The organism is Cumulibacter soli (genome assembly GCF_004382795.1).
GTDB lineage: Bacteria > Actinomycetota > Actinomycetes > Mycobacteriales > Antricoccaceae > Cumulibacter > Cumulibacter soli.
Map to the genome: position 1 here is coordinate 20,334 of NZ_SMSG01000007.1, position 17,909 is coordinate 38,242.

Sequence of the window (17,909 nt, forward strand, 5' to 3'; positions counted from 1 at the left end):
TGGTTAAGCAGCCGGTCCTCGACCGAATGGGCCGAGTGGGTGGGGTTGATCAGCCGTTGCGGAGCTTCGCTTCGTGCAGCCATTCAGACGTGTCGGCCCGGTCCGAACGCCAGTTATTGATCGGGTGCGCGGTGTCTTCGTATCCGATGGCCAGACCGCAGAACAGCATCACGTCCTCGGGCCAGTCCAGCGTCTCGTACGCCACCTGGTGCCAACTCGTCCACGCCTCCTGTGGGCAGGTCGCCAGACCGCGCTCGGTGGCCAGCAGCATCACGTTCTGCAGGTACATGCCCACATCTGACCACTGCGGCGGACCCATCCGCCGCTCGATGCCGACCAGCACGGCCGCGGGGGCGCCGAAGAAGTCGAAGTTATTGCCGAACTGGTTGATCCGACCTGCCTTATCCTCGCGCGGGATGTCGATCGAGGCGTACAGGTCCTGACCGTTCTTGAATCGACGAGAGCGGTACGGCTCCCACAGGTCCTGCGGATAGACGTCGTACTCACCGCCCTGCCCCATGGGATGGTCGGCCCGCAGCTCGCGAACCTTGTCACGGAACGTCTGCAGGACGTCGCCGGTGAGCACCCAGATCCGCCACGGCTGCACGTTGCCGCCGGACGGCGCGAGCGCGGCGTCCTTCAGTAGCTGCTGGACGTCGGCCGGATCGACCTGCTGTGCGGTAAAGGCGCGCACCGACTTGCGAGTCGAGACGGCTTCGGAAACGGACATACCCATGAAGAGGGCTCCTTGATCCTGGTTGTACGACGGTTGGATGTTGACTCGACGGCGATTATTCGTCGCCCACGCGCACGATAACTTTGCCCATCGCGCGGCGACCGCTCATCCGGGTGAACGCCTCCACCACCTCGGACATCGGCACCGGCTCGTCGAGTGCGGGTTTCAGCTCACCAGTGGCGAGCCAGCCCGCCAATTGCTCGTTCAACGCTCGCCACACCTCCGGCTGACGGCGCGGGACCTGAGCGAGGTCCACGCCCACCAGCGAGGCGCCCTTGAGCAGCGCGATGTTGTAGCGCGCGGACGGGATCTCGCCGGACGCGAACCCGATGACTAGCAATCGCCCGCGCCAGCCCAGAGCGCGAAACGCCTCAGCACCGAGGTCGCCACCGACCGGATCAAACACGATGTCGATCTGCGGGTGCTTCTCCTTCAGCGCCGCGCGCCATCCCGGATCGCTTGAGTCGATCGCGTCGTCCGCTCCGGCGCCGAGTGCGAACTGGCGTTTCGTATCGGTCGATGCTGCCGCGAGCACCCGTAGCCCGAGCAGTTTGCCGATCGCGATTGCCGCCGTGCCCGTGCCGCCGGATGCCCCGAGCACCAGCATCGTCTCGCCCGCTGTCGCTTGGGCTCGGTCGGCCAGCGCGTACAACGCGGTCAGGTAATTGACGCGGAAGGCCGCACCCACGTCGAACGAGACACCGTCCGGGAGCAGGCTGGTCGCCTCGGCCGAGGCCACGGCGTACTGCGCCAACCCACCGCGGGGAAGCTGAGCGGTGACCCGGTCACCGAGGGCGAACCCCGAGACGCCTTCGCCGACTTCGGCGATCCGCCCGCTGACCTCCGATCCTGGGATGTACGGCAGCGGGTCCTTCGTTTGGTAGAGCCCCTGCACCTTCAACCCGTCTACGAAGCCGAGGCCCAAACTGACTACCTCGACGAGTACCTCGCCCGGCCCAGGGGCCGGGCGAGGGGTCTCGGTGACGACGAGCGCCTCAAGCGGGCCGTACTCGTTAACGACAACAGCGCGCATTGCGGCGGTCACGTGTTAGTCGACGAACATTCCGGCCAGGCGCTCGCGAGTGATCTCACGGGCCTGGGCCACAATGCGGTCGACGAGTTCCTGCACGGTCGGGATGTCGTAGATCAGACCGGCGACCATGCCACAGGACCAGCCGCCGGCTTCCATCTCACCGTTGACCATGATACGCGGGTATACGCCAGCAACCTCAGGAGCGATGTCCTCGAAGGTGATCTTGTCGCCCAGCGTGCGCTCCTTCTCCAGCAAGCGCTCGACAGCCGCGTTGGTCAGCACGCGCTCGGTGTTGCGCAGCGGGCGCATGATCAGCCGCGTGTCCATCTCGGAGGCGTTAACGAGGGCCTGCTTCACGTTGTCGTGAATCGGGGCTTCCTTCGTCGCCATGAATCGGGTGCCCATGTTGATACCTTCGGCGCCCATCGCGAGAGAGGCAGCGAGCGAGCGGCCATCGGCCTGCCCGCCCGAGGCGATGAACGGGATCTCCAGCTCGTCCTGCGCGCGCAGCAGCAGGATCATGTTGGGGATGTCGTCCTCACCCGGGTGACCCCCACATTCGAAGCCGTCGACGCTGACCGCGTCACAACCGATGTCCTGCGCCTTGAGCGAGTGGCGCACCGTGGTGCACTTGTGGATCACCTTGATGCCATTGTCCTTAAGGATCGGCAGCCACTTTGCCGGGTTGTTACCGGCGGTCTCCACGATCTTCACACCGCTGTCGATGACGGCCTGCACGTACGCCGGGTAGTCCGGCGGGTTCAAGGTCGGCAGGAAGGTCAAGTTGACCGCGATCGGGTTCGAGGTCATGTCCTGCGCCTTGGCAATCTCATTCGCCAGGTCGCCGGGAGACTTCTGCGTCAGTGCCGTGATGGTGCCAAGTCCGCCCGCGTTCGACACGGCGGCGGCCAGCTCCGCGAGGCCGACATAGTGCATGCCGCCCTGAACGATCGGGTACTTGATGCCGAGCATCTCGGTAATCTTCGTCTTCATGCCGCTCCCTGGTAAGAAGATTTGCGTGTCCAAAGGTGTTTACCACGCGGGCGTGCCGGTTCTGCGAGCACCCGGATACCAGTGCGCAATTGTCCGGGCTGTTCCTCAGCGTTTCTCACGTCGGCCGCACCCGCTAGGGTGCTTAGCGAGCGCCCACTACAACTCAGTACACCACATTCGGGCCGGCGGGTGCCTGCTCGACGAACAGAAGGAGCTCCATGAGCGACTACAGCGAGATCATCTATGAGGTGGCCGACGGCATCGCGACCATCACCCTGAACCGCCCCGAGCGCCTGAATGCGTTCACCGGCACCATGTGCCAGGAGTTGGCGAATGCCTACAAGACTGCCGATGAGGACGACAACGTGCGCGTCGTGATCGTGACCGGTTCGGGTCGCGGCTTCTGCGCTGGCGCCGACCTGGAGAAGGGCGGCGACACCTTCAACGCGAAGGACCCGAGCCGCGCCGACCGCGCCCAGACCATCGGCACGATCAACGGCTTCCCGCGGGACGGCGGCGGTTTCACCTCGCTGGCGACCGCGGCGTGCCGCAAGGTCGTCATCGGCGCGATCAACGGACCCGCCGTCGGTATCGGCGCCACGATGACGTTGCCGATGGATATCCGCATCGCTGCGGAGTCGGCTCGCTTCGGCTTCGTATTCGCCCGTCGCGGCCTCGTCCCGGAAGCAGCATCGAGCTGGTTCCTGCCGCGCGTCGTCGGCATCTCGCAGGCGATGGAATGGGTCGCGACCGGACGCGTCTTCGGGGCCTCCGAGGCGTTGTCCGGCGGTCTGGTCTCTCGCGTCGTCCCGGACGATCAGCTGCTGGCCACGGCCCGTGAACTGGCCAAGGAAATTGTAGACAACACGTCGGCGGTCTCGGTTGCGCTGTCCAGCCAGTTGCTGTGGCAGATGCTTGGCGAGTCTTCGCCGTGGGATGCACACCGTGCCGATTCCCGCGCGATCTACGAACTTGGCCAGGGCAAGGATGTCGCCGAAGGCGTCATGTCGTTCCTGGAGAAGCGCGCACCGCAGTTCCCGGGCAAGCCGAGCGTTGACTTCACCGACACCGTGCCGCGCTGGCCGGCACAGCCCGACGACGTGACCTCGGGTTCCTAACTGCTCAGCCGAGGAGAATGCGGTGGGCCGCACCTCGCTATCAATCAGATAGCGGCGTGCGACCCACCGCATCGTCGTTATATCGGCGAACTAGACCTCAAGGTTACGCCTGCGAAACCATATCGAGGAAACTCGGGTACAGCATCGTGCACATGAGCACGCCGGCTACGACGAGGACGACGCAGGCGATCAGCGCCACAACCTTCGCCGCAGCTCCGCGGCCATTCACCAGCGCCTGCAACGCCAGCACGATCGCGAAGATCGCCAGCCCGACGCCCAAAGCGAGCGACAGCGCCCCCATCTGAATTTCTTGGTCAGTGCCCGCTACCGACGCGTCAGTCAGCTCCGACTTTCCTAGCCCATAGGCGATTCCGCCGCTAAAGGGAACCAACAGCAGTAACCACAGCAACTTCTTCGAGCTCGCGCGGCGTTCAGTCATGAGGCTTGATACTAAGCGAGCAGCACGGAGGCGGACCGACTACTCCGCACTATTCGCCGCGTATGGCTCGGTGACCCGTCGCTTCGTCCTACCCTTCGCGCGCGGCGCGCAACTCGTCGTAGTTCTCGTAGGACGCTTTGACGATCGCATGGTTCAGCAGCATCTCTGCCACCTGCCGCTCACCGGTTGAGTCGAAGAACCGCGTGCGGATCCAATAGCCTTCGGTGCGCTTACTCTCCGACAGAGCCACGATTTCGCGGCGCAACACGTATTCTTCGCCCACGAACAGCGGACCGTCGATCATCCGGATCTCCTGGTCGGCGAACAGCCCGACCGCGGGGCCTTTTACCGGCCAGCCGGCTTGACGGTTCGAGTACTCGCCAAGTACCGAGACCATCTCCAGCGGCACGATCGCACGCCCCCACGGAGAGGACGACGGATCGCTGTACCACGGTGAGGACTCGGTGATCACCTTCAGCTTCTGGTTCAGCGAGAACGGGTAGAGATTGCCCATGTGCTGATCAGGATCCATCCGCACTACCTCGTCCTGCGCACCGGTCATGCCCACCTCGAGGTCCTCCAGGACGAGGAGATTGCCGGCCGGTCGCAGCGACTTCAGCCGACTCTCCAGCAGAGTCTCCCCATCGCCGAGGCTGGCCGATGCGTCCTGGACCGCGGTGCCGTCTTCCTTTTCCACCCAGGCACGGGTCGGGCCGTTGGGCTTCTGCGGCCACTCGACAAACGCCTTGGTCTTCTCCCCCTCGACGACCATGTTCTGGTAATGCGCGGAGATGCAGCCGCGCTCGAACCACGCCTGACCGTAGATCTTCTGCATCAACGGCGGATACAGGCTGAAGTGCGTCGGGCCCTCGATCGGCCCGGCGCGGAATCCGAGCTCCTGTGCCTTTGCATCGTCGTGGATCGAGTTGTGTCCGCCGTACTCCTGGTCTTCGAGCATCTGCACGGGGGCACGCAGTGGGCCGGACAAGGTGATGGGTGTCGTGAACGTCATGCCCGCAGTCTAGGAACTCGCACAAGTACCGACCCACCTCGCGACCCAGACGCATCCGCGCCTGCCTCAATCGGTGACCTTGATGACGAGCCCTGAGCCTTATCGCGCACGGATGGGCAGACTTGGGGCTGGACGGCGGGCAGAACGAGCCCTGAGCGTTACAGCGCGCGAGCCAGGCTGCGGCGTAGCAACCAACTGCCCAACACCAGCAGCACGACGGCCATCGCGGCGAGTACACCGAGCATGGGCAGTATGTCGACCAGTCCCCCGCCGTGCCGCTGGACCTCCGCGAAGGCGTCGTAGCCCCAGGCGTGCGGGGTGATGTGCGCGATCTTGCGCATCGAGTCGGAGAAGATTTCCAACGGCACCATCCCACCTCCGATCGCGGCCAGCACGAGCCCAATCCCAACGCCGGCGCCCACCGCGGCACCGTCGCTGTCCAGCGCCGAACCGAGCACCATAGATGCCCCTGCGGCGACGAGCGCTACCGCAGCGAGTATCAGGAGCGAGAGCGCGAGATTGCCCCAATCGACGCCAAATAGCAACCAGGACGCGAGCATGATGTAAGCGCCCTGGAAGACCGCGATTGCCCACCGCCCCAAGACCTGCCCGAGCACGACATGCAACGCGTTCACGGGTGCGGCGAGCGTCCGCGCCAGCACGCCCTCGCGCCGCGCGCTGATCAGCGTCGAGGCCCCCGCGAGCGATGTGAGGAAGACGAACAGCAGCAGTTGCGAGGACGCTCCCAGGTCGAATTGACCCAGCCCTTGAAATTCCTGCGCAATTTCGTCGACGTCGGTGACGACGAGCTGCGGTCCGCCGTCCGCCGGCAACGCATCGAGCGCTGCGGACGCATCATCGGCCCCGGCACCCGCGGCCTGCAGGGCATCGAGTTGGTGCGCGCGCAGGTCCAGCGATGTGACCGCCACGCGGATCTGTTCGGCCACCGCGGCGCTGCTGGAATCCGATCCGGAGATCAGGGTGATGTCGGTCGGATCCCCCGCGGCGTACGCCGCAGTGGCTTGCTCGGACAGATCGATTCCGGCGCTGGAGCGTCCGCGCGCCACCTGCGCGAGCATCTCGTCGTGCTCGGCGAACTCGACCTCCAGCCCAGAATCTTCAAGTTCGGCAACGAGTTCGGAACGTAGTTCTCCATCGGCGCCGCTGACGGTGACCGTCGACGACGGACCGCCACCGAACTGCGAACCGATCACGAATACCAGCAGCAGCGGCAGGATGAATACGAAGAAGATGTTGCCCTTGTCCGCTACGAAGCGCTTCAGTTCGGCGATCGCGATCGCGAGTATGGCGCTCATCCGCGCGCTCCCCGGTCAGGAACCAGCCGGGCAATCAGGGCGGCCACCACCGCGAAGCCCAGCATGATCGCAACTGGCGCACCGACGTCACTCAATCCCCCGCCACCACTGGAGATGCCCAGTCCACGCACCAGCGCGGCCACCGGGTTCAGGTCAAGAATCGCACCGATCACGCCGGACGCGCTGAACTGCACGAAAGCGCCGCCCGCGATACCGAGCACCATCGCCAGCATGGTCTGGATGATGTTGGCCTGCTCGGCAGTTTTCGCCAATCGCGCCACGATGAACGTGAGCGCGGTCGTCGCGAGCACCGCGCACACGATCAGCACGGCGACCACCAGCGCCGAGCCGAAATCAACATCGAACAGCAGGCCACCGGTGATCAGCAGCACCGAGGTGGCCACAACGCCCAGCACGAAGGAGCTGATGGCCTTCGCTAGCACCGGGAACATCCGCGGCATGGGCATCGAGTACAGCCGCGCCAACGTGCCGTTCTGGCGTTCCTCCATCAGCGCGAGCACACCAAAACTGACGGTGAACATCAAGAACAACCCGGCCTGCCCAGCGACCAGCGCACCGCTTGGGTCGAGTTGCTCGGAAGACGCCTGTCCCTCGGTCAGGCTGACCGCGCTTTGACTACTCAGAACCTCCTGCACGATCGCGTCAGGCTGGATACCGAGCTCTCCGGCGGCCTGCGCGGCATTCGCGGCGGCACCAACCCGATCCAGATAGCCCTGCACCGCCGAAAGCACCACGTCCGATTCGAGCCCGGCACCGTCACCCTCGATGACGTCCAACTGGCTCGGTTCGGCAGCGATCGCGGCGTCGGTAAAGCCATCCGGGACGATGATGCCCAGCTTCGCGTCGCCGGATTCGGCGAGTTCGTGCACTTCTTCGGCGTCCGCCGCCGTCACCTCGATGTCGATGCCGAGCTGCGGCAGCATCTCCTCCAGCGCCTGCCCGAGCTGATCGTTTTCGGGCACTGAGATCGCCACGGTGGCCTTCTGCAGTTCCTGGTTCATCGCGCCACCGATAACGAAGTTCAGCGCGATCATCAGCCCTAGTGGTACGCCGATCGCGAAGATCAACACGGACTTATCACGGATCCGCTGGCGCAGGTCCGCGATGACCAAGGTGAGCAGTTGCGCCATCCTCAGTCCCGCAAGGCTTTGCCGGTCAGGTGCAGGAAGACCGCTTCTAGGTTGGGCCGGCTGACCTGAACGTCAGCCAGTCGCATCCCGGCGGACGTCGCCTCGGTGACGATCTGCGCGATTGCGGCGGGCGCGTCTCGGACCGTGAGTCGCAATCCGCCGGAATCCTGCTCGACCCGCGATACCCGCTCTAAGTCGCGCAATGCGCCGGCGGCTGCCGCTAGCTCTCCGGTGCCGCGCAGGTCGATGTGATCGACCCCGCCGGTGAGCGTGATCAGTTCATCCCGGGTGCCCTCGGCTTGGAATCTTCCGGAATCGATGATCGCGATCCGGTCGCACAGCCGTTCGGCTTCCTCCATGTAGTGAGTCGTATAGAGGACGGCCATACCTTCGCCCGCCAGCGCCTCGACGCTCTCCAGGATCGCGTTACGTGACTGCGGGTCGACGCCGACAGTCGGCTCATCGAGAATCAGCAAACGTGGTCGATGCAGCAGCCCGATACCGATATTCAGCCGCCGTTGCATACCGCCGGAGAACTCCTTGACGGCACCCTTCGCGCGGTCGGCTAACCCCACCAGGTCGAGGATCTCATCGACGCGCTTACGCAGGTGCGCCCCGGTGATCCGTTGCAGGCGGCCAAAGTAGCGCAGATTGTCACGCGCGCTGATGTCCGGGTAGATGGCCATTTCTTGAGGCACGAGCCCGATGTGTCGCTTGGGAGCAATCGCGTGCGGGCCCATGCGCTCACCGACCACACTCACCGAACCTTCGTCGGCACCCAATAGTCCGGCAATCATCGAAATAGCGGTGGTTTTCCCCGCGCCGTTAGGCCCGAGCAATCCGTAGGTCTCGCCCGCGGCGATCTGAAAGGAAACCCCGTCCACGGCGACCCGTTCGCCGAAAGACTTTCGTAACTCCGACACGAGCAGTGTCGGCTGGTCGGTACTGAGTCGCGCGGTGCTGGTTTCGGTCTGCGGCACACTTACTCCCGCGGTCGGTCTGGTCGCTGCGGATTGTCACCTGACATCGGTAACCCTCTCATACGTCCGCCGTCCGCCGATGTAGTTGAAGTGGCACGCGCCGCGTGGGCCTGTCAGGATCTAGGTATGGCCACCGCAGCGGTCGATTTCTCCAGGATCTTGCACGTCGACCTCGACCAATTCCAAGTCTCGGTCGAGCGCCGGCGCAACCCGTCGCTCGTCGGGCAGGTCGTCGTGATCGGCGGCAACGGGGATCCGACGGAAGCGCGCAAGGTGGTGACCTGTGCGTCGTACGAGGCGCGCTCGCTTGGTGTGCACGCGGGCATGCCGTTGCGTGCGGCGTACCGCAAGATCCCTGATGCGGTATGGCTGCCGGTCGACCAACAAGCCTATGAGGACGCCTCGGCGCAGGTGATGGATACGCTGCGCGAAGTGGCGCCCGCCGTCGAAGTATGGGGATGGGACGAGGCGTTCGCCGGGACCGATTCGACCGATCCGGTCGCGCTGGCGACCGCGGTACGTCAGAGGGTGCACGAGCAGACCTCGCTGGCGTGCGCGGTAGGGGTCAGCGACAACAAGCAGCGCGCCAAAATGGCCACCGGATTCGCCAAACAGACCGATGCAAGAATCTTCGTACTCGACGAGCAGAACTGGCTGCCGCTGATGGGCGATCGGCCGTGCATCGACCTGTGGAGCGTCGGGCCGCGGATCTCCGCACGATTAGACGCAATCGGGGTGCACACTGTGTCCGAGTTGATCGACACTCCACGCGAGGTGCTGCTGGATGCATTCGGCCAACACCAGGGCACGTGGCTGTACGTGCTCTCACGCGGATGGGGCGACCGCAGCATCACGACAGTCCCCGAGGCGGCCAAGTCTCACAGCAAGGTGGAGACTTTCGCGGAGGATCTGCGCGGATACGATGAAATGGCGGGCCAACTCAGGCGGCTCACGGCCGAACTGCACCAGCAAATCCTGCGGGAGAACCGGATCGTGTTTCGCGTCGCCGTGACGATACGAACAGTGACCTTCTGGACCAGAACCAAGTCACACAAATTGGCTGAGCCAACCACAGAACTGGACGTTCTGGAACGCGAAGTCCTTGCATTACTGACCAAATTCGAGGTTGAGAAACCAGTTCGACTACTCGGGCCCCGCTTCGATCTTCTACCCGTGGACGAGACGGTGACCGGGCCGCCGTAATGACGGAATAGCTCGCGCTACTCTACGAACGCGCCATCTGTACCACTCGATACAGTTTTGAAGGCATCGCCGTACACCTCGTCAAAGGTCGCGAATATCAAGTCGAACGGCAAGTCCTCAAACTCACCGCGCTGATCAACATATTCCATATGCCGATTTCCCGCCTCATCGAACGGATGCATCAACGCGTCGGTGGTGCCGTCAAAATCAAGCACCTTGGTTCCGAACCGTTCACAGAGTTCCCTATTGAACGCTGAACTCGCCTTACGCCAAGCGCCGTCGATCCAGATCAATGAGTAGCCGTGGAACACGAATAGATCGGTGCCCATCGTCTCCTGCAACTTCTCACTCTGGAGGTGATTGCGGACATCGGCAAACCCCAGCGCAGCGGGAATCCCAGCCGCGCGACATAGCGCCGTCAACAACACTGACTTGGGCACGCACCAGCTCGAGGAGGATCTAAGAATCGCGCTCGCGGTGTAATCGGACTGATCGTAGGAGACGCCGTACGGGTCGTATCGCCACCCATCCCGGACGGCTAAGAACAGCGCGACCGCCTTCTCTCGATCTGTACGCGCACCGGCATCGGCAACGATCTTCGCCGCGTGCTCGACGACCTCCGGGTGGTCCGAGTCGATGAATCGGGACGGAGCGCTGCAGGCGTCGTTCGGCGGCGTCGCAACCGTATTCGCGGTAGTCATGATCGCATTGTTGCACCGCGTACCGCGCACGTCGCACCTACTCATCACGCGCTATGGTGCGGAACACACCGCCAAACGTCGAGACATCTAGTTGAAAGAGGCCCGCGATGCCCATGTACGAGTTTGAGGGAAAGGCGCCGCAGATCCACGCCACGGCGTTCATTGCACCGACTGCCAGCCTGATCGGCGACGTACAGGTCGAGGAGGGCGCATCGGTCTGGTACGGCACGGTGCTGCGTGGGGATTTCGGGCCGATCTTCATTCGTCGCGGGGCAAATGTGCAGGACAACTCGACGCTGCACGGCGGCCCAGATGGCACCGAAATAGGCGAAGGTGCCACCGTCGGACACAATTGTGTGGTGCACGGCGCGCATGTCGGAAAGGAAGCGTTAATCGGTAACGGCAGCATCGTGCTGGACGGCGCGCACATCGGCGATGGCACGCTCATCGCCGCAGGGTCAACTGTCACTCCCGGGACTCAGATCGGGGATTTTCGAATGGCGCTAGGCACGCCAGCGCAAGATCGCGGCGAGATCAGTGGTGGGCCCCAGAAATGGGCGACCACGAACCAACAGATCTACCGCGATCTCGCACAACGTCATCGCGCCAGCATTGTCGACGTGACTTAAGCCTGTTCGTAGGCATCCAATACGTGACGCGGCACCCGACCGCGATCACTCACCTTGTAGCCGTTCTCGCGCGCCCACACCCGCACCGCACCAAGGTCGACACCACTCGTGCGCACCGACCGAGCTCGCATACCGCGCATTCCGCTGATCTTTACGCCCGACTCGATGAATTCGCTCAGCGCATCCCGCAGACGTTCACGGTTCTCTTCGGAAAGGTCGATGCGCCATGTCTCACCATCGAGCGAGAACGTCACCTCACGGGCATCCTCGGTGCCGTCGATATCGTCAACGACAACAGTCCTTCGCGCCATACACGCACTCCTTATGAATTGGCTGCCGCAGCGCTTTTCACTCGCGGCCATGCGCCTATTATTGACGATTTATCGCCCAAATAGGGCGATTATTGATTTTCTCGCACACGCACATTACCTATTCGTTTTAGGTACGTGCCATGCGACGCCCCGCCCCCGCGTACCTGATTCGCGTGTCATATTGTGGGCCACAACATAGGAGGCTGAATGGCCGAGTCACTACGCTCGCTGCTCGAGACGTTACGTATCCCCGCGATCGCGGCGCCAATGTTGCGGGTTTCGGAACTGGATCTAGCGCTCTCCGCCTGCCGCGCTGGGATCGTCGGCTCGTTCCCCACCGTGAACGCTCGCACCACCGATCGCCTCGATGAGTGGCTTGGCACCCTCGACGACGCGCAGGCCGATGGCGCCGCGCCGTACTGCCCTAACTTGATCATCAAGGCGCCCACGCTGACCGAACACCTCGCGGCGATATGCGCACACGAGACGAAACTGGTGATTACCAGCGTCGGTTCGCCTGCACCCGTTGTCGGCCCGCTGCACGACGCCGGCGCCTACGTGCTGGCCGACGTCGGCAGCGTCGCACACGCGAAACGCGCGGCCGCGGTCGGCGTGGACGGGCTGGTCTTGCTCACTGCCGGAGCCGGCGGGCAGACCGGTTGGCTCAATCCGTTCGCCTTCGCTTCAGCGGTCCGCGAGTTCTTCGACGGCGTACTGATCGTCGCCGGCGGCATGTCGGACGGCGCATCGCTGCTGGCGGCGCGCGCCGCAGGGTACGACGCCGGTTACCTCGGCACGAAACTCATCGCGACCAATGAGAGCGCGGCAGCGCCGGCGTACAAGCAGATGCTGGTGTCCAGTTCGATGGACGACGTGATGCTGACTCGCGCATTCACCGGTCTGCAGACAAATATGTTGCGTCCCTCGATCGCCGCGGCCGGGATCGACCCCGACGAGCTCGATGAGCACATCACCCCAGACCTCGCCGGTCGCCTCTTTGGGCAGACCTCCGACGGCCCACGTCGCTGGCAGGACATCTGGAGCGCCGGCCACACGGTCTCCGGAGTTGGCGAACTGAGCTCGGTCGACGAGATCGTCGACGAGTTGGAACGGCAGTACGTCGCCGCCCGGCGCCACGTCCATACTCTCACCGCAGACCCGCGCTAAATGCCATGACTTGCCAGCAGGAGGAGCAATGCAGCTGAACGACCATCAGGGTGGACCCACGATGGCCAGGTTGACCCGCCGCACACTCACGGCGCACCCCGATCGCGTCGCGTTCTCTTGGGACGGCGGCAGCGCTACCTACGCGCAGACCGAGGCGATGATCGGGCAGTTCCAGAAGGTTCTGGCCGACGCGGGATTGCAACACGGCCAGGGCGTCGCGGCACTCGGCGGCAACCGGATCGAAGTGTGGGCGTTGGGTCAAGCAGTGCAGTCGTCGGGTATGTACACCACGTGGCTGCACCCGATGGGCGGGCTGTCCGATCAGTTGTTCCAGATCGAGGACTCCGGCGTCAGCGCGCTCGTACTCGATGAGACTCATTTCGCCGAGCGCACCACCGCTTTGGCTGCCGAAGCCAAAGCACGCGGCCTCGTCGTGTTCACGATGGGGCCCTCCGAAGTGGCTGACGACTTGGCGAGCGCAGCCGAGCGCGTGGGCGCCCAACCGATGCAGATGATCGGGCAGGCCGACGACCTCGCGATCGTGAACTACACCGGCGGCACGACAGGTCGGCCGAAGGGCGCACAGCGACGCCAGGCGAATCAAATTCGCGGCGCGATCGACATCATCTCCGACTTCAACATCCCACGCGGCGCCAACTATCTGTTGGTCGCGCCGATGAGTCACGTCGCGGGCACCAACATCCTGCCGACGCTGATCAAGGGCGGCACCGTGCACATGCTCACCGGGTTTGACCCGGCGAAGGTGCTGGAGACGATCGAGCGCGAGCGGATCAACTTTGCGCTGTTCGTACCGACCATGATCTATGCGATGCTCGATCACCCGGATATCGCCACGCGCGACCTGTCGTCGCTGGAGTTGGTGCTGTACGGCGCGTCGCCGATGTCAGTGAGCCGGTTACGTGAGGGCATCGAGAAGATCGGGCCAGTGTTCGCGCAACTGTACGGACAGACCGAGCTCTACCCCGTCTCGATGCTGACCAAGGATGACCACGACCTTTCACGGCCGGAACTGCTGCTGTCCTGCGGGCGGCCAGTGGTCGGGGTCGATGTGTCGATCCGCGACGATCGCAACAACGAGGTCGCCATCGGCGAGATCGGCGAACTGTGCGTGCGCGGCGCCAGCGCAATGGACTCCTACTGGAAGCGCCCGGACATCACCGCCGAAACAATCGTGGACGGTTGGCTACACACCGGCGACGTCGGCCGGCAGGACGCCGAGGGTTACCTCTATATCGTCGATCGCAAGAAAGACATGATCATCTCCGGCGGATTCAACGTGTTTCCGCGTGAGGTTGAGGATGCGCTCACCGCGCACCCCGCGGTCGCGACCGCAGCGGTGTACGGCGTCCCCGACGATCGGTGGGGCGAGCAGGTAACGGCGGCCGTCGTGCTGAAGCCGGGTGCGTCGGCCACCTCCGAGGACCTAATCGCTCAGGTACGCGAATTGAAGGGCCCGGTGCAGTCGCCGAAGGCGGTTCACATCGTGGACGAGTTACCGCAAACCGCTGTCGGCAAGATCGATAAGAAGGTCCTACGTGAGCGCGAGAATGGCTGATGCCAGGCTGACTCTGCGTGGGTCAGTATTCCGAGGAGGTTTCGCGTGGCACGCCGGCAGGAGTCGCTGAGCCAGGACAGTATCGAGGGTCCGGCCGAGGGCGCCACATTCCCGGGCATGCGAGTGGTGGCGGGCTGCTTCCTATCGCTGATGACGACGGCCGGACTCGCGTTCTACGGCATCGCCGTCTACCTCAACGCCTTCAGCAACGAAAAAAGCTGGTCGCTGTCGTCCATTTCGTTCGCGACGACGGTGTTCTTCGTCGTCGGCGGTGTGGTCGGCCTGTTCGTCGCACGCCTGATCACCAGATTCGACGCTCGCGTGGTGATGACTGGCGGGGCAATCCTCGGCGCCGTCGCGCTCGCGCTGCTCGGCCAGGCGTCCTCTCCCGCTCAGATGTACTTGGTGTACGTGCTGTTCGCTTGCGGATTCGGCGGCGCCGGGCTCGTGCCGGTAACGACCATCGTGACCAGATGGTTCGTCCAGCGACGCTCGGTGGCGATTTCGATCGCCTCCACCGGGCTGTCGGTCGGCGGCATGGTCATCACCCCCATCGCGAAGTGGATGACCGACCATTGGGGCTTGTCGACCGCGACGCCGATCCTGGCAGTCGTGTGGCTCCTCGGCACTATCCCGTTCATCCTCCTGTTGATCAAACCGGACCCAACAAAACTCGGCTGGCTGCCCGACGGAAAGCGGATCGTTCAGGGCAGCAAACCTCCGGCACCGACTGGCGCGAAGTACGCCGACGCGATTCGTTCTCGATTCTTCTGGCTGATGACGATCGCGTACGTGATGCTGATGGCAGCGCAGGTCGGCGGTATTCAGCAGTTGGTCAAGCTGGCGGAGGAACGGACCGGCGCAACGGCTGCCGCCTTCGCCACGTTCGTCGTCGCTGGCATGTCCGTTGTCGCACGGCTGGTGGGCGGGCGGATTGTTCACCTGATGCCGATGGGCAGGTTCACCGTGATCCTCGGCGCTTTCCAAGGACTATCCCTGGTGGCGGTGTCGTTCACGCACAATGCCGTGCTGTTTTTCCTTTTGTTATTGGTATTCGGCGCCACCGTTGGAAACATTTTGATGTTGCAGTCGCTGATCATCAGCCACCGCTTCGGCGTACTGGATTACGCACGCCTGTTCTCCCGCAGCCAGCTCATCGTGGTGTTGGGTACCGCCGGCGGCCCACTACTGCTGGGGTGGCTGTACGACCTCTCCGGCACGTACCAGATCTCGTACCTGGTCGCAGGCTGCATCTCGATCGCGGGCGCCGGCGTGATGCTCATGGCCGGACCAGTCAACGACCATGATGACGACCCGATCATGGCGCGTAAGCAGAAGTCGCCGGCCAGTTAGTCGCCCTCGGCGGGCGCGAACATCTGCTCACCGTGGCGATCAGCGAACACGAACTCCTCGACGGGGCGCCGTCGTAGCGTGGTCGGGAACGCCTTGACGGGATATCCGACCATCACATGCGCGACGGTGGCGAGGTGCTCAGGAATCCGCAGCACGTCCTTGACCTGATCTTCGACGCCCACGAGCAGGGTCGTCACAGCGGTCGCGACCCCCTGAGCCCGAAGCGCCAGCGCGAGATTCTGCATCGTCGGGTAGATGCTCGCGCCACCCACCACGCTGGTGCGGTCGAGGTCGCGATCGACTACCTCGACCCGACTCAGATCAGCGCACAGCACAGCGATCGCGGGGATATCGGCCATCGCGTACGCCATTCGGGTCGCATTGCGGACGAATGCGGGGGCATCTGGATCATCAATATCGGCGCCGACCCGGTCGCGGATATACGCGCGCCAGGGCCCAAGGTATAGCTCGCGCAGCGACTCCTTGAGTTCCCGATCCCGTACGACGACCCAACTCAACGGCTGACGGTTACCACCCTGCGGCCCGAACCTGGCTGCCTCAAATGCGCGATAAAGGACGTCCTCGGGAACCGGATCCGGGCGGAAGTCCCGGCAGGTTCCATTAGTACGCATCGCTTCGAACAGGTCCATCTGTGTACCTCCGCCTCGTCGATCACTGGCCGTCAGGCTCAGTGTGCACTGGCCGTCGATCTCCATAGTGTTCCGGGATCGGCGTTGCCGCGATCCGCCACACCAAGACTTGACACCAACGTATAACCGAAACCGATTCGTAACCTATAGATCATTCAGTCCAGCGGGCAGCGCGGCTTAGGGTTCATGAGCCAAGTCATCATTTCTCTACAGAATCGAGCTTCCATGAAGCGCACCCCGATGAAGGTCATGACCGCGGGAACTGTTGCGGCCGCCCTGCTGCTGTCCGGTTGCAGCACGAAGGCTAGCGATGACTCCGGCGGCGGTTCCGACGGCGACCTGAAGACCGATTTCGGCGTTACCGACGACGAGATCACGTTGCTCGAACTCTCGGATTTGTCGGGTGTCTTCAAGGTCATTTCGCTGGCGTTCACGAATGGCACCAAGGTGTGGGCGGACGAGGTCAATGACGCCGGCGGTATCTGCGGGCGCGATATCAAGCTCGAGATTCAGGACACCAACTACAAGGTGGAGAATGCGGTCCCGCTGTACGAGCAGCACAAGGACGACGCCCTCGGCCAGATCAACCTCGGTGGTTCACACATTCTCGCCGCGCTCAAGCAGAAGGTCGAGAACGAGAACATGCTGACCGTCCCGGCGTCCTGGGCCTCGGTCAACCTGGAAACCGACGCGGTGATGATGGTCGGGCAGACCTACGACGTCGAGACGATCAACGGTTTGGCTTACCTACAAGAAGAAGGTTTGATCGCCGACGGCGACAAGGTCGGACACATCTACGTCGACTCCGAGTACGGCCAGAACGGTCTAATGGGTTCGAAGGCGTACGCCAAGGACCACGACATCACCGTCGTCGAAGCCCCGATCTCGGCCTCCGATACCGACCTCACCGCGACTGTCACCAAGCTCAAGAGCGCCGGTGTCACCGCGATCGCGATCACCACCCCGCCGGCCGCGCTCGGCTCCGCTGCCGTCCAGAACGTGCAGCAGGGCCTCGAGGTCCCGATCATCGGCAATAACCCTTCGTACGCCCCGAACCTGCTGGAAGACGAAGGGGTCGCGAAGGCGCTGGAGCACTTCTATATGTCCTCCTCGGTTGTGCCGTTCGGCACAGGCAACGACAAGGCGGACGAAGTCCTGGCCGCTGCCCAGGAACTAGCGCCGGACGACGAGCCCAACATCGGCATCATCAACGGTTACACCTGGGGTCTCGCGTGGCAGGCTGTGCTGGAGAAGGCCTGCGACAACGGCGATATGACGCGCGAGGGTGTTGTGTCTGCCAAGAATGAAGTCGACAGCGTCGAGTCCGAGGGACTCACCGGCGCCCTGGACTTCACCGTCCCCGGAGCCCCGAGCAGCCGCGAGGCTTACATCGTCGTCGCGGACGGCGAAAAGCCCGGCGGTCTGGCTACCGCCAAGGACCTGTTCTCCTCACCCGAAGCCGAGGCGTACAAGGCTCCCGCGCAGAAGTAGTTCGTTCGGAAGGTACTGCGAGGACCACATCCCTCGCTGCCTCACGGTGG

The 17,909-nt window shown here is 63.7% G+C and carries 18 protein-coding genes; 7 read left to right on the top strand and 11 right to left on the bottom strand.

Features of this window, described 5'->3' with window-relative positions:
• Positions 1–49: 49 nt before the first annotated feature.
• Genes E1H16_RS15405 through E1H16_RS15415 form a run of 3 tightly spaced genes read right to left on the bottom strand, consistent with a single transcriptional unit; the run spans position 50 to position 2,762 of the window.
• On the bottom strand, positions 50–736 hold the full coding sequence (locus E1H16_RS15405; protein WP_208379092.1) for a nitroreductase: 687 nt from the start codon (positions 734–736) through the stop codon (positions 50–52).
• A gap of 55 nt (positions 737–791) precedes the next feature.
• Positions 792–1,781 (bottom strand): NADPH:quinone oxidoreductase family protein, encoded by a 990-nt coding sequence (locus tag E1H16_RS15410; RefSeq protein WP_208379093.1) that lies wholly within the window; start codon positions 1,779–1,781, stop codon positions 792–794.
• A gap of 3 nt (positions 1,782–1,784) precedes the next feature.
• A complete protein-coding gene (locus E1H16_RS15415; protein WP_134324816.1) occupies positions 1,785–2,762 on the bottom strand; it encodes an NAD(P)H-dependent flavin oxidoreductase in 978 nt (325 codons plus the stop codon).
• Between the two features lie 218 nt (positions 2,763–2,980).
• On the opposite strand from E1H16_RS15415, the gene E1H16_RS15420 reads away from it, so the two are divergent.
• Complete coding sequence (locus tag E1H16_RS15420) at positions 2,981–3,880, top strand: crotonase/enoyl-CoA hydratase family protein (protein WP_134324817.1); 900 nt, start codon at positions 2,981–2,983, stop codon at positions 3,878–3,880.
• Positions 3,881–3,983: 103 nt separating this feature from the next.
• Here the strand turns inward: E1H16_RS15420 and E1H16_RS15425 are convergent, their stop codons facing one another.
• The 5 genes from E1H16_RS15425 to E1H16_RS15445 all read right to left on the bottom strand — a co-directional run bounded on the left by E1H16_RS15425 (position 3,984) and on the right by E1H16_RS15445 (position 8,778).
• The gene (locus E1H16_RS15425; protein WP_134324818.1) at positions 3,984–4,319 is read right to left on the bottom strand and encodes a hypothetical protein; all 336 of its coding nucleotides are present in this window, start codon (positions 4,317–4,319) and stop codon (positions 3,984–3,986) included.
• Between the two features lie 88 nt (positions 4,320–4,407).
• A complete protein-coding gene (locus E1H16_RS15430; protein ID WP_134324819.1) occupies positions 4,408–5,331 on the bottom strand; it encodes a hypothetical protein in 924 nt (307 codons plus the stop codon).
• A gap of 158 nt (positions 5,332–5,489) precedes the next feature.
• On the bottom strand, positions 5,490–6,647 hold the full coding sequence (locus E1H16_RS15435) for an ABC transporter permease (RefSeq protein WP_134324820.1): 1,158 nt from the start codon (positions 6,645–6,647) through the stop codon (positions 5,490–5,492).
• Positions 6,644–7,798, bottom strand: a complete 1,155-nt coding sequence (locus E1H16_RS15440; protein ID WP_134324821.1) for an ABC transporter permease — start codon at positions 7,796–7,798, stop codon at positions 6,644–6,646. The genes E1H16_RS15435 and E1H16_RS15440 overlap by 4 nt, the downstream gene beginning before the upstream one ends.
• Before the next feature lie 2 nt (positions 7,799–7,800).
• Positions 7,801–8,778 carry an ABC transporter ATP-binding protein gene (locus E1H16_RS15445; RefSeq protein ID WP_134324822.1) on the bottom strand — a complete coding sequence of 326 codons (978 nt, stop codon included), beginning with the start codon at positions 8,776–8,778 and terminating at the stop codon, positions 7,801–7,803.
• A gap of 126 nt (positions 8,779–8,904) precedes the next feature.
• Between E1H16_RS15445 and E1H16_RS15450 the strand changes: the two genes are divergently transcribed.
• Positions 8,905–9,981 carry a DNA polymerase IV gene (locus E1H16_RS15450; RefSeq protein WP_134324823.1) on the top strand — a complete coding sequence of 359 codons (1,077 nt, stop codon included), beginning with the start codon at positions 8,905–8,907 and terminating at the stop codon, positions 9,979–9,981.
• Between the two features lie 17 nt (positions 9,982–9,998).
• Here E1H16_RS15450 and E1H16_RS15455 read toward each other — a convergent pair whose 3' ends face one another.
• Positions 9,999–10,682 (bottom strand): transglutaminase-like domain-containing protein, encoded by a 684-nt coding sequence (locus E1H16_RS15455; RefSeq protein WP_134324824.1) that lies wholly within the window; start codon positions 10,680–10,682, stop codon positions 9,999–10,001.
• Positions 10,683–10,789: 107 nt separating this feature from the next.
• On the opposite strand from E1H16_RS15455, the gene E1H16_RS15460 reads away from it, so the two are divergent.
• Complete coding sequence (locus tag E1H16_RS15460) at positions 10,790–11,311, top strand: gamma carbonic anhydrase family protein (protein WP_134324825.1); 522 nt, start codon at positions 10,790–10,792, stop codon at positions 11,309–11,311.
• Here E1H16_RS15460 and E1H16_RS15465 read toward each other — a convergent pair.
• On the bottom strand, positions 11,308–11,622 hold the full coding sequence (locus E1H16_RS15465) for a histone-like nucleoid-structuring protein Lsr2 (RefSeq protein ID WP_134324826.1): 315 nt from the start codon (positions 11,620–11,622) through the stop codon (positions 11,308–11,310). The two genes, E1H16_RS15460 and E1H16_RS15465, sit on opposite strands and share 4 nt — an antisense overlap.
• Before the next feature lie 207 nt (positions 11,623–11,829).
• On the opposite strand from E1H16_RS15465, the gene E1H16_RS15470 reads away from it, so the two are divergent.
• The 3 genes from E1H16_RS15470 to E1H16_RS15480 are packed head-to-tail and all read left to right on the top strand — an operon-like array spanning position 11,830 to position 15,718.
• Positions 11,830–12,789 (top strand): NAD(P)H-dependent flavin oxidoreductase, encoded by a 960-nt coding sequence (locus tag E1H16_RS15470; protein WP_134324827.1) that lies wholly within the window; start codon positions 11,830–11,832, stop codon positions 12,787–12,789.
• Between the two features lie 28 nt (positions 12,790–12,817).
• Positions 12,818–14,365, top strand: coding sequence for an AMP-binding protein (locus tag E1H16_RS15475; RefSeq protein ID WP_134324828.1), 1,548 nt, complete (start codon positions 12,818–12,820; stop codon positions 14,363–14,365).
• A 45-nt stretch (positions 14,366–14,410) separates the two neighbouring features.
• A complete protein-coding gene (locus E1H16_RS15480; protein ID WP_134324829.1) occupies positions 14,411–15,718 on the top strand; it encodes an MFS transporter in 1,308 nt (435 codons plus the stop codon).
• Here the strand turns inward: E1H16_RS15480 and E1H16_RS15485 are convergent.
• Positions 15,715–16,368 (bottom strand): nitroreductase family protein, encoded by a 654-nt coding sequence (locus tag E1H16_RS15485; protein WP_134324830.1) that lies wholly within the window; start codon positions 16,366–16,368, stop codon positions 15,715–15,717. The two genes, E1H16_RS15480 and E1H16_RS15485, sit on opposite strands and share 4 nt — an antisense overlap.
• A gap of 225 nt (positions 16,369–16,593) precedes the next feature.
• Between E1H16_RS15485 and E1H16_RS15490 the strand changes: the two genes are divergently transcribed.
• Positions 16,594–17,859 (top strand): ABC transporter substrate-binding protein, encoded by a 1,266-nt coding sequence (locus tag E1H16_RS15490; RefSeq protein ID WP_166741794.1) that lies wholly within the window; start codon positions 16,594–16,596, stop codon positions 17,857–17,859.
• Positions 17,860–17,909: the final 50 nt, after the last annotated feature.